This is a genomic window from Baekduia sp. (genome assembly GCF_035685985.1).
GTDB lineage: Bacteria > Actinomycetota > Thermoleophilia > Solirubrobacterales > Solirubrobacteraceae > Baekduia.
Genome location: NZ_DASRZV010000020.1, coordinates 25680 through 39507 on the forward strand (window position 1 = coordinate 25680; position 13828 = coordinate 39507).

The 13828-nt window shown below is 71.0% G+C and carries 11 protein-coding genes; 7 read left to right on the top strand and 4 right to left on the bottom strand.

Annotation, left to right across the window (positions count from 1 at the left end):
• Positions 1–9: 9 nt before the first annotated feature.
• The 7 genes from VFG42_RS10595 to VFG42_RS10625 all read left to right on the top strand — a co-directional run bounded on the left by VFG42_RS10595 (position 10) and on the right by VFG42_RS10625 (position 10553).
• Complete coding sequence (locus VFG42_RS10595) at positions 10–870, top strand: NAD(P)/FAD-dependent oxidoreductase (protein ID WP_324908114.1); 861 nt, start codon at positions 10–12, stop codon at positions 868–870.
• Between the two features lie 407 nt (positions 871–1277).
• On the top strand, positions 1278–3740 hold the full coding sequence (locus VFG42_RS10600; protein WP_324908116.1) for an Ig-like domain-containing protein: 2463 nt from the start codon (positions 1278–1280) through the stop codon (positions 3738–3740).
• 38 nt (positions 3741–3778) lie between these two features.
• Positions 3779–6799, top strand: a complete 3021-nt coding sequence (locus VFG42_RS10605) for a M14 family zinc carboxypeptidase (RefSeq protein ID WP_324908118.1) — start codon at positions 3779–3781, stop codon at positions 6797–6799.
• Between the two features lie 87 nt (positions 6800–6886).
• Positions 6887–7801: an ABC transporter substrate-binding protein gene (locus VFG42_RS10610; RefSeq protein WP_324908120.1), complete on the top strand. Its 915-nt coding sequence runs from the start codon at positions 6887–6889 to the stop codon at positions 7799–7801.
• Positions 7802–7810: 9 nt separating this feature from the next.
• On the top strand, positions 7811–8704 hold the full coding sequence (locus tag VFG42_RS10615; protein ID WP_324908122.1) for an amino acid ABC transporter permease: 894 nt from the start codon (positions 7811–7813) through the stop codon (positions 8702–8704).
• Positions 8701–9465: an amino acid ABC transporter ATP-binding protein gene (locus VFG42_RS10620; protein ID WP_324908124.1), complete on the top strand. Its 765-nt coding sequence runs from the start codon at positions 8701–8703 to the stop codon at positions 9463–9465. Before VFG42_RS10615 ends, VFG42_RS10620 begins: the two co-directional genes overlap by 4 nt.
• Positions 9462–10553 carry a M20/M25/M40 family metallo-hydrolase gene (locus tag VFG42_RS10625; protein WP_324908126.1) on the top strand — a complete coding sequence of 364 codons (1092 nt, stop codon included), beginning with the start codon at positions 9462–9464 and terminating at the stop codon, positions 10551–10553. The genes VFG42_RS10620 and VFG42_RS10625 overlap by 4 nt, the downstream gene beginning before the upstream one ends.
• 18 nt (positions 10554–10571) lie before the next feature.
• On the opposite strand, the gene VFG42_RS10630 is transcribed toward VFG42_RS10625, so the two are convergent.
• The 4 genes from VFG42_RS10630 to VFG42_RS10645 form a co-directional block, all read right to left on the bottom strand.
• Complete coding sequence (locus tag VFG42_RS10630) at positions 10572–11114, bottom strand: TetR/AcrR family transcriptional regulator (RefSeq protein ID WP_324908128.1); 543 nt, start codon at positions 11112–11114, stop codon at positions 10572–10574.
• Positions 11115–11187: 73 nt separating this feature from the next.
• Positions 11188–11922 (bottom strand): ABC transporter permease, encoded by a 735-nt coding sequence (locus tag VFG42_RS10635; RefSeq protein ID WP_324908130.1) that lies wholly within the window; start codon positions 11920–11922, stop codon positions 11188–11190.
• The gene (locus VFG42_RS10640) at positions 11919–12827 is read right to left on the bottom strand and encodes an ABC transporter ATP-binding protein (protein WP_324908132.1); all 909 of its coding nucleotides are present in this window, start codon (positions 12825–12827) and stop codon (positions 11919–11921) included. Before VFG42_RS10640 ends, VFG42_RS10635 begins: the two co-directional genes overlap by 4 nt.
• Before the next feature lie 93 nt (positions 12828–12920).
• Positions 12921–13814, bottom strand: a complete 894-nt coding sequence (locus tag VFG42_RS10645; protein WP_324908134.1) for an SDR family oxidoreductase — start codon at positions 13812–13814, stop codon at positions 12921–12923.
• Between the last annotated feature and the right edge of the window lie 14 nt (positions 13815–13828).

Sequence of the window (13828 nt, forward strand, 5' to 3'; positions counted from 1 at the left end):
TGGGTGGCCATGGACTTCGAGGTCATCATCATCGGCGGCGGCGCCGCCGGGCTCACCGCGGCGCTCGTCCTCGGACGCGCGCGCCGCCGCGTGCTCGTGCTGGACGACGGCGCCCCCAGCAACGCCCCCGCCCACGCGATCGGCGGCCTGCTCGGCCAGCGCGACACCTCGCCGCTGGAGCTGCTGGCGCTCGGTCGCGAGCAGCTCGCCGAGCTGCCGACGGTCACGGTGCGCGAGCGGCGCGCGATCTCCGTCCGCGCCGACGCCGACGGCGTCGAGGTCGACGGCGTCCGCGCCGAGCAGCTGGTCGTCGCCACCGGCATGGACTACGTCCGCCCGGACGTCGCGGGCCTGGAGGAGCTGTGGGGCGACACGGTCTTCCACTGCCCGTTCTGCCACGGCTGGGAGGTCGCGGGCCTGCCGCTGGCCGTCCTGGGCACGGGCGCGCACGCCGCCGCGATGGGCCGCCTGCTGCGCGCGTGGAGCGACGACGTCGTCGTCCTCGCCGATCCGGACGCGCTGCCCGAGGGCGCCCGCGACGGCCTGGTCGTCGACGGCCGCGAGGTCGTCGCCGTGCGCGCCGAGGGCGGCAAGCTGGCCGCGGTCGTCTTCGCCGACGGCGCCGAGCTGCCGCGCGGCGGCCTGCTCATCCACACGCCGCTGGCGCAGCGCCCGTCGCTGCTGGACGGCCTGGGCCTCGAGTACACCGACATGGGCGCGATCGCCGCCGACGACTGGGGCCGCACCTCGGTGCCGCGCGTCTGGGCGGCCGGCGACGCGGCGGTCTTCCCGCCGTCGATCACGGTCGCCATCGCGTCGGGCACGCGCGTGGCGGGCGGGATCGTCCACGACCTGGTGGTCGCCGCTTAGCGCAACTGCACGGTTGCGTTGCCATCGCGCGACCTCGACGACGCGATCGAGGCCGCGCTCGTCGCGCCGGTGCCCGCGATCGAGGTCACCGAGCTGCTCGAGCCGGGGGCGATCGGGGCGCCAGACCGTCGCAGCTGACCTCGGGGCCCGACCGATCGGGGGCGACGAACCTGACAAGGAGTCAAATATCATCCCCGCAAATTGCGGGAATCCACTGGACCTTTGGTCCAAGACCCCCCCAACCGTCTGCCCCCACCTCTGCCACGAGGGAGTAGTGCGTCCACGTGACGTTCGCCATTTGGGCGGTTGCTCCCGTGTGAAGGGTCGTGTGAGAGTTGCGCTCCGCTCCGGCGCGAATCCGCGCCAACCTGAACGGAGGACGACACTTGCGAACGCGAAGGGCGACCGTGGCGCTGGCCACCGCGGTCGGATCACTCCTGCTCGCGTCGGCGGCGAACGCCGCGACGCTGACCGTCGATGACGACCGGACCGACTGCCCCACGGCGCAGTACACGTCGATCCAGGCCGCCATCGACGCCGCCGCGACCGGTGACACGGTCGCGGTCTGCCCCGGCAACTACGAAGAGGGCACCGGCGCGATCGGAACGAACGCGCTCACGATCTCCAAGTCGCTGACGCTCAAGGGCGCCGGCGCCGGCCTGGTCCACATCTCCCCGAAGGCCTCCTCGCCCGTCGGCGGGCAGATCCTGGAGGCCAGCCCGAACATCCGCAACGGCGTCGGCGACATCATCGCCGTCGACGGCACCCCGACCCGGCCGCTGACCGTCGACATCTCGGGCGTCACGGTCGACGGCTACGACTCCGCCGGCCGCCCGATCGCGGTCGAGGCGGGCATCGTCTTCGTGGACGCGAAGGGCTCGATCTCGCGCTCGCGCGTCACCAACGTCGTGACCTCCGAGGGCAACGACGCCTACAACAAGACCGGTGGCTGGCGCGGGACGCAGCCGGGCATCGGCATCGCGCAGACCTCCAACGCGCTGCTGGCACCGGTCGACGGCGCCCGCAAGCTGACGATCGACCGCACCCGCGTCGACAAGTACAACCAGGTCGGCATCCTGATCGACGGCGCCACCAACGACACGGCGCCGCTGACCTCGTCGGGGACGGTCAACAGCGCGGTCATCACGGCCAGCCAGATCGTCGGCCGCACCGAGTGCGTCAACTACGCCGGCACGGGCAACTGCTCGTCGGTCGGCCTGCTCACCACCGGGCCGCTGTTCGGCCAGGACGGCATCCGCGTGACCGCCGGCGCCCGCATGAAGGTGTCCGACACGCTGATCTCGCAGAACCTGGTCAACGGCGCGGGCGCGCCGGTCCGCACGACGGTCTCGTCGTCGGGCACGGTGACCCCGAACTCGACCAACAACGCGAACCTCGCGTTGGGCGCGGGCATCCGCCTCGTCGGGGCGAGCCTGACCTCGTACAGCAGCTCCAACGGCCAGGTCGTCTACAGCTCGGCGAGCAGCAGCAACATCACCGACAACGCCTACGGCGTCCTGAACCTCGCCGCCGACGGCACGACGACCGCCACCGGCTCGCCGACGTCGACCGGCAACCTCGGCAACGTCTTCAAGGCCGAGAACAACTGGTGGGGCGAGAACTACTACCGCTCGACCAACCCCGGGCCGGCGGTGGCTCCGACCGACAACCCGCCGGTGCCGGAGAACCCGATCAGCGGCACGGCCTCGGTCGCCGACGGCTCGGGCACCACCTCCAACTCGGTGGACTACTACCCGTACCGCTCCGGTCAGCAGTCGGACATGTCCAACGGCGAGTGGCCGGTGCTGAGCGCGCCGATCCCGGTCGACGACGCCGCTCCGACGGTGACGATCGCCGGTGACGCGACGGTCTACCGCGGCCGCACGATGACCCTCGTGGCGTCGGCGTCCGACGACTTCGGCGTCAAGAGCGTCACGTTCTACGACGGCACGACCAAGCTCGGGACCTCGAAGGGCCCCGATTACCGCGCGACCGAGGCGATCCCCGCCGACGCCGCGTGCGGTACCCGCACGGTGAGCGCGATCGCCGAGGACTCGCTCGGCCAGACCACGGTGTCCTCGGGCACGATCACGGTCAGCTGCGACACCCCGCCGACCGATCCGGACGACGGCAGCGGCACGCCGACGACGACGGTGACGGTCACGACGCCGGGCGAGACCACGACGGTCACGACCGCGGGCGAGACCAGGACGATCACCACGGAGGGTGAGACCAAGACGGTCATCACGCAGGCGCCGCCCGCCGACACGCCCGCGGCTCCGGCGAGCCCGACCATCGGCCTGGCCCCGGTCTCCGGGAAGCTGAAGGTCTCCGGCGCGACCCTCGCGCTCACGCCGTCGGCCCCGGCCGGCGTCAAGCAGGTGGCGCTCTTCCTGGGCACGCGGAAGGTCTGCACGCTCACGGCCGCGCCGTGGTCCTGCCGGGTCGTCCCGAACGGCTCCGAGGTCGGCGACCAGGTGCTGCGCGCCGTCGTCGTCGACACGGTGGACCGCTCCGCCGAGGCGACGCAGAGCGTCGTCGTGGGCAAGTTCACGCCGCGGCTCTCGGTGAGCGTCGCGAGCAAGGGCCTGACCCGCACGACGGTCCGCAAGACCATCAAGGGCAAGGTCGTCCGGCCCACGGGCGTCACCGCCGCCCAGGGCTGCCAGGGCGGCACGGCGACGATCGTCGTCAAGCGCTACGGCCGCTCGATCTCCAACGCCGAGATCGACGTGAAGGGCGACTGCTCGTTCACCAAGACCGTCACCGCCCGACGCGTCGCGTCCGGCTCGGGGGCGTTCTCGTACTCCGTGCGGTTCAACGGCACGTCGGTGCTGTCGACCGCCAGCTCGACCCGGAGGTCCTCCTGATGTTCCCGCGCAGGGCTCGGGCCCTGATCACCGCCGCCGTGGCCACCGTGGCCACGGCGGCCCTGCCCGGCATCGCGTCGGCCGCCGACTGCACGTCGTCGCTGACCTATGACCCGAACGTGCCGACCTGGGATCAGTACTTCTCCCAGCACCCGGACGACGGGGCGATCCAGCCGTTCGCGGCGGGCGGTCCCGGCCGCTCGACCGGCAAGAACACCACGCACAACCTCGACCTCTACTTCGACGCGGTGACGGCCGCGGTCAACTCGTCCCCGGGGACGAAGGACCGCGTCGGGATCGTCAAGAAGTACCTCGGCAAGTCCGAGCTGGGCAACCGCGGGGTCGACGGCCGTGACATCGCCTTCTGGGTGATCGGCACCAAGGCCAACATCGACAACCTCGACACGCCCGGCGGCGACGCCGAGTTCTGGGCGGGCGTGCGCGGCGGGACGATCTCGGAGGCCGACGGCCTCGCGGGGGCGACGACGCGCCCGACGTTCGGCTGGGTGACCGCGACGCCGCACGGCAACGAGCCGGCGGCGGGCGAGGCGATCGCCCGCGAGCTCTACGAGCTGGCGGCCCGCCTCGACTGCGAGAACCTCGACCGCCTCAAGAAGATGGACACGTTCCTCATGCCCGTCCGCAACCCGGACGGCCGTGACAACAACGTCCGCACGACCTCGTGGGCCTTCGACCCCAACCGGGACTTCGGCACCCGCAACCAGGTCGAGAACGACATCTTCATCCCGGAGATGAACAAGTACCCGGGCGTCTTCTTCATCGACGCCCACCAGCAGACCACGGGCTACTTCTTCCCGCCCAACGAGGACCCGGTCCACCACGAGATCTCGTCGTTCTCTCTGGACTTCATCCAGAACACGATCGGGCCGGCGCTGCAGAGGGTCTTCAACGACCAGAGCAGCCAGTACCAGAACTACAACTCCTACGACATGTTCACGCCGGAGTACGGCGACACGGTCCCGTCGCTGATCATGGGCGCGGCCGGCATGACCTACGAGAAGGGGACCGACGAGTCCTACTCCAAGCAGGTCTACGACCACTACCTGGCGATCGACACCACGATCAACCTGACCGTCCAGGACAAGGTCAACATCCAGAAGAAGTGGGTCGCGCAGTGGCAGCAGGCCATCGACCAGGGCGCCGCGTGCGAGCTCCAGCCCAACAAGCTGGTGTCGCCGCTGCACGACACGATCCAGACGATCGTGCCGGAGGGCGGCCAGGACGCGGTCTGCGGCTACTTCTACAAGCCGTCCGAGCACACCGGTGACGTCGCGGCGCTGCTGCAGAACCTCACGCAGGTCGGCGTGCACGTGTACCGGTTCGCGTCCGAGGTGACGCTCCCGGGCGTCCGCGAGTTCGGCAAGGACGCGACGAGCGAGACGCTGCCCGCCGGGACGCTGTACATCCCGATGGCGCAGCCGATGAAGCACTGGGTCCAGGCCGTCCTGGGTCAGGACCCGTTCATCCCGTACAACTACTACTACGACGTGGTCGACTGGTCGTACTCGACCCAGCGCGGCCTGGCCGGCGACGGGTGGCTCACGCAGAACCCGCCGGCGACCGTGACCGCGTCGATGATCCCGGTGACCGACGTCGACCTGTCGTCGTACCCGGCGACCTCGAGCCCCGTGTACGCCTTCGACACCGACTCGATGCAGTCGCTGGCCCTCGTGGCCGAGCTGCTCGACAAGGGCGTCACGGTGTACCGCGGCGTGGCGCCGTTCACCGCCAACGGCGTGAGCTACGCGTCCGGCGCGGCCATGGTCTCCCGGGCCGACCTCGAGTCGGGTGCCGCGGACCTCCGCGCGATGGCCAAGGCCCGCAACGTCCAGGTCACCGGCCTGGGCGCCTTCCCGGTCGCCCGCAAGGCGCTGGCCAAGCCGAAGATCGGCCTCTACACGGGCTCCGCGACGATCCCGACCAACCCGATCAACCAGGCGGGCCCGAACGTCACCGGCAACACCGGCCAGTGCACGTCCACGGTCTTCTGCCAGGCGTACTTCACGCTGACGCAGAAGGACAAGCTGCCCACGTCGATGATCGTCCCGGTGACGACCGCCGACCTCCAGGGCGGCGTGCTGGCCAGCGGCAGGTTCACGGCGCTGATCAACCCGACGACGAGCATCGCCACGTCCGACGCCACGTCGCTCTCCGCGATCTCGGCGTTCGTCAACGCCGGCGGCGTGTACGTCGGCAACCTGGCCGGCGGCACGACGACGGCCCGCAACGCGAGCATGACCACCGCCAACACGTCGACGATCTCCGGCCTCAACACGCCGGGCACGACGTTCGACGCGCGGTTCGACACGACCAACCCGGTCGCGTGGGGCTTCGACGAGGGCGGCTGGATCTACCGGGACGCCAACAGCGACCCGACGTACGACCCGGCGACGCTGGGCGGCAACGGGACGACGATCCCGGCGGCCAGCGCCGTGGTGAGCTACGCCGGCACGACGACCGGCGGCGGCCTGCGGGCCTACGGCTACCAGGTCAACGCGCTGGGGGCCGGGAAGCTCGACGGCCGCCCGGCGGTGATCGACCAGCCGCTCGGCTCCGGCCACGCGGTCCTGATCGGGTTCGACCCGTTCTTCCGCGCCTGGAAGGAGCAGGACGAGCGGATCGTGCTCAACGCGGTGCTCTACCCGCTGGGCGCGTCGCTCCCGGCCTCGCGGAGCACCGTGACGCCGACCGCGTCGCAGCTGGCGGCGGCCATCGAGCCCGTCGCGAAGCCGCTGGCCAAGGCTGAGATGCCGAAGGTCGCGACGTCCTCCAAGGCCGTCGCGGTCGCGACGACCGACCGCGACGTGCGGATCGCCGTCAAGACCAAGCAGCTCAGCTCGCTGCGCAAGGCGGTCAAGGCGGCCAAGCTGCCGAAGTCGGCGATGCGCAAGGTCAAGTACGCGAAGACGAAGGGCCGGGTGACGTTCGTGGTCAAGGGCGTCCGCCCCCTGGGAACCGACCATCACCCGCACTGGATTGGCCGTGTGATGCACCAGTTGTCCAGGCAGCGCGTCAAGCCGATCTCGGCGCAGCTGTAGCGCCTCAACCCCAGCCCAATGTGCTCGGGCGGCGGCGAGCGTATGCTCCCGCCGCCCGTTCACTGTTGTGATAAGGACCACAGAACCATGCAGATCAAGCACCAGCGGTTCGCCGCCATCTTCGCGACCTCGGCCGTCGCAGCCTTTGGGCTGAGCGCCTGCGGCTCGTCGAACGACAACAGCTCCTCGACGTCGTCGGGCTCGGCGGCGTCGACGCAGGCGTCCACCGGCTCCTCGACGATCGCCGTCCCTGAGGCGATCAAGTCGAAGGGCACGCTGGTCGTCGCCTCGGACGCCAGCTACGCGCCCAACGAGTTCATCGCCTCCGACGGCAAGACCGTCGAGGGCGCCGACGCGGACCTCGCCAAGGCCATCGGCAAGGAGCTCGGCCTCAAGGTCGAGGTCAAGAACGTGGGCTTCGACTCGATCATCCCGGGTCTGGCCGCCAAGAAGTACGACCTTGGCATGTCGTCGTTCACCGACACCAAGGAGCGCGAGCAGACCGTCGACTTCGTGACCTACTTCAACGCGGGCACGTCGTTCTACACCAAGGCGCAGGGTGGTACCGAGGTCACCGGCCTCGACGACCTCTGCGGCAAGACGGTCGCCGTCGAGAAGGGCACGACCCAGGCCGACGACTCCACCGCGCAGTCCAAGAAGTGCAAGGCCGCGGGCAAGCCGGAGGTCAAGGTCTCGACGTTCCCCGACCAGAACGGCGCCAACTTGGCCATCCAGTCGGGCCGCGCGCAGATCGGCATGGCCGACTCGCCCGTCGCCGCCTACCAGGTCAAGAAGTCCAACGGGCAGTTCAAGCTCGTCGGCACGCCGTACGGCGAGGCGCCCTACGGCATCGCGATCCCCAAGGGCAGCGGGCTCGACGAGCCGGTGCTCGCGGCCGTCAAGCAGATGATCGCCGACGGGACGTACAAGCAGATCCTCACGAAGTGGGGCATCGAAGCCGGCGCAATCTCGAACCCCGTGATCAACGGGGCCCAGAGCTAGCGAGGTCAGATGTCTTCGACGCAGAACCCGGCCGGGCCTGGGGAGGGCTCGGCCGGCAGCGTCCACGGTGCGATCGAGGCCGTTCCGGTCCGACACCCTGGACGCTGGATCGCGGCCGCCATCGTCGTGGTCATCGCGGTCCTGATGGCCCGGTCGGTGGCGACCAACCCGCGCTTCGAATGGGGAGTGGTGGGTGACTACCTGTTTGATCCGCGCATCATGCGCGGAATCGTCAAGACGCTCGAGCTGACCGTGATCGCGATGGCGATCGGCGTCTTCGGCGGCATCCTGCTCGCCGTCATGCGCCTCTCGCCGAACCCCATGGTCTCGGGGGCCAGCGGCATCTACATCTGGATCTTCCGCGGCACGCCCGTGCTGGTCCAGCTGCTGTTCTGGAACTTCATCTCGGCGATCTACCCGCAGATCACGTTCGGGCTGCCGGGCGTCCACCTCGACGCCAACACGCTGATCAACCCGTTCACCGCGGCGATCCTCGCGCTCGGCCTCAACGAGGCCGCCTACATGGCCGAGATCGTGCGCGCCGGCATCCTCTCGGTCGACGAGGGGCAGTCGGAGGCGGCGCAGGCGCTGGGCATGACGCGCACGCAGACGATGCGGCGCATCGTGCTGCCGCAGGCGATGCGCGTGATCGTCCCGCCGACCGGCAACGAGACGATCTCGATGCTCAAGACGACGTCGCTGGCGTCGGTGATCGCGGTGACCGAGCTGACCTACGCGGCGCAGCTCATCTACGCGCAGAACTACAAGACGATCCCGCTGCTGATCGTGATCAGCATGTGGTACCTGGTCGGCACGACGATCCTGTCGATCGGGCAGTACTTCCTGGAGCGGCACTTCGGGCGCGGCTTCCAGCGATCTCCGGAAGGAGCGGTCGGCGTATGAGCGAGCCGATGGTCCGGGCCGAGCAGGTCCACAAGAGCTACGGGCGCCTCGAGGTCCTCAAGGGCATCGACCTGACCGTCCAGCCGGGCGAGGTGACGTGCCTGATCGGCCCGTCGGGCTCGGGCAAGTCGACGTTCCTGCGGTGCGTCAACCACCTGGAGAAGATCCAGGCCGGGCGCCTGTGGGTCGACGGCGAGCTGGTCGGCTACCGCCAGCAGGGCGACAAGGTGCACGAGCTCCGCGAGAACGAGGTGTCGCGCAAGCGGGCCGAGATCGGGATGGTGTTCCAGCACTTCAACCTGTTCGGCCACATGACCGCGCTGCAGAACGTCATCGAGGCGCCCGTGCGCGTCAAGGGCGTTCCGAAGGCGCAGGCGGTCACGCGTGCCCAGGAGCTGCTCACGCGCGTCGGCCTGGGCGACAAGTTCAACAACTACCCGTCGCAGCTGTCGGGTGGTCAGCAGCAGCGCGTGGCGATCGCCCGCGCGCTGGCGATGGATCCCAAGCTGATGCTCTTCGACGAGCCGACGTCGGCGCTGGATCCGGAGCTGGTCGGCGACGTGCTGGCGGTCATGCGCGAGCTGGCCAGGACCGGCATGACGATGGTCGTCGTCACGCACGAGATGGGCTTCGCGCGTGAGGTCGGCGACACGGTCGTGTTCATGGACGGCGGGGTGATCGTCGAGGCCGGCCGACCGGCCGAGGTGCTCGGCGCTCCGCGCGAGGAGCGCACGAAGGCCTTCCTGGACAAGGTGCTGTGAACGATGCGGAGGCGGCCGCCGATCGGGCGGTCGCCGACGCGCGGCGGATCTGCGCGGTGGAGGCACCGCCGTTCGCCGAGGGGCCGCGCGGCGAGCTGGTCGCCGCGCTGCTCGCCGAGGCCGGCGCGCCGGTGGTCGACACCGACGCCGTCGGCAACGTCATCGCGCGGTTCGGACCCGGCGACGCCCCGCCGGTCGTCTTCGCCGCCCACCTCGACACGGTCTTCGCGGCCGGCACCGAGATCGCGTTCAGGCGCGACGGCGACCGGCTCGCCGCGCCCGGGATCGGGGACAACGCGCTGGGCGTCGCCGCCCTGCTGCACCTCGCCCGCCACCTGCGCGACCACCCGCCACGGCGGCCGCTGTGGCTGGTGGCGACGGTGGGGGAGGAGGGCCTGGGCGACCTGCGCGGCGCCAAGGCGCTGGTGGCCGAGCACGCGCCGGCGGCGTTCGTCGCCGTCGAGGGCACGATGCTGGACGCGATCGCGGTCGGCGCCGTCGGGTCGCTGCGCTTCCGCGTGACCGTGCTCGGGCCGGGCGGCCACTCGTGGGCCGACCGCGGCGCGCCGAGCGCCGTCCACGCGCTCGTGGCGATGCTCGCCGCCGCGCTGGACGCCCTGCCGACCGACCGCGACGACGTGGCGTTCAACGTCGGGACGATCGAAGGCGGCACGACCGTCAACGCGATCGCCGCGGAGGCCTCCGCGGTGATCGACCTGCGCTGCGGCGACGACGCGGACCTGCGCGCGCTCGCCGACGACCTGCGCCGCGCGCTGCGGGCCGACGGCGTGGCCGTCGAGGTCGAGCAGCTCGGCCACCGCCCGGGCGGCGCGCTGGCCGCGGGCCATCCGCTGCCGGCCTGCGCCCGTCGGGCCCGCGAGCGCGCCGGCCTGCCCGTCGCGCTCGAGACCGCGTCGTCCACCGATGCCAACGCGGCCTACGGAGCGGGCGTCCCCGCGATCACCGTGGGGGTGTCGACCGGCGGCAACGCGCACCGGCTCGACGAGTACCTCGACCTGCCGCCGATCGCCGGCGGCCTGCGCGCGCTGACCGCGCTGGCCGACGAGATCGACGCCACCGACTTCTAGGCAGTCGGGGCCGCTCGCCTAGGCGAGCATCGTCCCCAGCGCCCGCATCCCGCGCCGCCACAGCTCGTCGACGTCGGTGTCCGGCGGGAAGCGGTCCGCCAGCTCCAGCGAGACCATCCCGTGCGCGAAGGACCAGATCGCGCGCGAGGCGGGGACGTCGCCCCGTGTCAGCGACCGCAGCGGCCGCGCGGCATGCTGCTCGGCCTCGGCGACCGCCAGCTCGTCGCGGTCCAGGTCGCGGGAGTAGATGAGGCGGTAGAGGTGCGGATGGGCCAGCGCCCAGTCGCGGTAGTTCATGGCCATGCCCATCAGCGGGTCATCGCCCTGGTAGCTCGCGAGGAAGGTGCTCTGCGCGGTGGCCTGCTCGTTGAGCGCGTCGGCGATGATCGCGCTCTCCAGGGCCCGCTTGTCGGTCACGTGCTCGTAGAGCGACGGCGCGCGGATGCCGATCTCCGCGGCCACGTTGCGCATCGAGAGCGCCGTCGGCCCCTGCTCCTCAAGGAGCCGGCGGGCGGCCTCGACGATCTGCTGGCGGCGTGTTGACGGAATGGTGGGTGTCACGATCGGTGATCATCTCACCTCTGAGCAACCCGCTGGGCGAAAACGCTAGGCCTCGCTGATCGGCCAGGATCCATTAAGCGCGATTCGTATCGTTTCGGTATGCGCGTGCCGCGAGCACGGTCATGACGAGGCTCCAGCCGATCACGACCATCCAGCCCGTGGCGTTCCAGGCGCCGCCGCCCAGCGCCACGCGCCCCGCCTGCACCAGCCAGTAGGACGGCAGGATCTGCCCGAAGTCGTGCAGGAACCCCGACGTCACGGGGAACCACGTGCCGCTGACCAGCGCCAGCACCGCGGTGCCGCCGCCGATCGCCGGGCCGACCGACTCGACCGTGACCTTGTGGCCGACGAAGATGCCCGCGGCCGCGAACGGGACGAGCGCGATCACGATCAGCGCGGTCATCTCCAGCCAGTCCCGCGCCGGCAGCGACACGCCGAGCGCCGCGCCCGAGATGTACATCGTGACCAGCGACAGCGCCGCCATCAGGTAGGCGATCGCGACCTTGGCGCGCAGGTAGGAGAACGCGGAGAGCGGGCTGATCCGCAGCTGGCGGTTCCAGCCGACCTGGCGCTCGCCGGCGATCCGCGCGCCGGTGCTGAGCATCGCGGTCATCGTGCCCCACGAGGCCATCGACACCATGAAGTAGAGCGGCGCGCTGAGCCCCGTCTTCTCGAGGTTGGCGGTGTTCTTGTTCGGCGCCGCGGTCAGGAAGTACAACATCAGCGGGAAGCCGAGCGAGAAGAACAGGAAGCGCTTGTTGCGGAAGGCGCGCAGCAGCTCGTAACGGGTGTAGGCGAGGTCGCTCATGCGGCGGTCAACTCCAGGAAGGCCTCCTCGAGGCCGGCGCCGCTGATCTCCAGATCGCGGGCCTCGGGGAAGCGGGTCAGCAGGGCACGGATGGCGGCGTCGGAGTCCGAGCAGCGCAGCGTCACCGCCGCGCCGCGGCGATCGACGCTCGCGACGCCGGGCAGCGTCATCAGCGCCGCGTCGGGCGCGTCGGGCAGCGTCGCGCGGATCGTGCGGGCGCCGACGCGCGCCTTGATCTCGGTCGTCGGGCCGTCGGCGACGACCTGGCCGTGCGCCATCAGCACGGCGCGGTCGGCGAAGTCGTCGGCCTCCTCCAGGTAGTGCGTGGCGAAGACGATCGTCGTGCCGCCGCGGGCGAACTCGCGCATCGTCGCCCAGAACGCGTGACGGCCCTCGACGTCCATCGCGACCGTCGGCTCGTCGAGGACCAGGAGGTCGGGGTTGGCGACCAGCGCGCAGGCGAAGCGCACGCGCTGGGCCTGGCCGCCGCTCAGCTTCTCGGTGCGCTGCTCGGCGGCCTTGGCCAGGCCGGTCAGCTCCAGCACCTCGTCGACGCCCAGCGCCCGCGGGTAGAGCGAGGCCATCATCGCGATCAGCTCGCGGACCGTGAGGTCGCGCAGCAGCGCGCCGGTCTGCAGCATCGCGCCGACGCGGCCGGAGGCGATCGCGTCCTGCGGCGCGCCGCCGAACAGCGAGACCGTGCCCTGGTCGGGCTCGGCGAGCCCGAGGAGCATGTCGATCGTGGTCGACTTGCCCGCCCCGTTGGGGCCGAGCAGCGCCACCGTCTCGCCGGGCTCGATCGCGATGTCCACGCCGCGCACGGCCTCGACGGGGCCGTGGGGCGTGCGGAACGTCTTGACCAGGCCCTCCAGGCGGATCCCGGTCGTCAGCGTGCTGGACTCCATGATCCGTCACGATCGCGGATCGCGCGGCTCCAGGCCAGGAGGTCACCTCCCGAGGCGCGCGTGACAGACGTCACGGCGCCCCGGATGGCGGTGTCACGTGACCGGCTGGCGGTCCTCGTCCAGCGCGGCGGTGCGGGCGCTCATCGAGCGGCCGAGCGCGAGGACCTCCTGGTCCATCAGCGGCACGATCTCGTGCGCGTGGCGCGCGGTCTCGCGCTCGCCGAGCGGCGTGGTCAGCGCGGGCTTCAGCCAGCGGATCGCGTTGACCCAGCCGGGGACGCTGATGCGCGTCTTGCGCCGCTCGATGCCCTTGACGAACGCGTCGGCGCAGGCCTCGACGGAGGTCGTGTTGCCGAGCGGGCCGGGCAGGCGCTGCAGCATCGTGCGGAACGCGCTGAGGTCGTTCTTGGCGTCCTGGACCAGCGGCGTGTCGATCCACGACATGTGCGCCGAGCCGACCTTGACGCCGAGGTAGCCGACCTCGGGCCGCAGCGCGTTGGCGAAGTGCTCGGCGCCGGCCTTGGAGGCGTGGTAGGCGACCAGGCCCGGGGAGGCGGCGTAGGCGGCCAGCGACGAGACGACCAAGGCATAGCCCTTGGTCTCGATGAGCGCGGGCAGCGCCGCGCGGATCGTGTGGAAGACGCCGTTGACGTTGACGTCGATCACGCGGCGGAACGTCGCCGGGTCGACGGCCAGGACGCTGCCGTAGGAGGCGATGCCGGCGTTGGCCATCGCGACGTCGAGCCGGCCGAACGCCTTGAGCGCATGGTCGACGGCGGCCTCCATGTCCTCCAGCTTGGTCACGTCGCCGACGATCGACGTGGCGTTGGCGGCGCCCAGCTCCGCCTCCAGCGCGGCCAGCGGCTCGCGGTCGAGGTCGACGAGCGCCACCTTGGCGCCCTTGGCGACCAGGCGCCGCGCGGTCTCGGCGCCGACGCCGCGCGCGCCGCCGGTGATCAGGACGACCTTGCCCTTCAGCTTGCTCATGAACGTCACCGTAC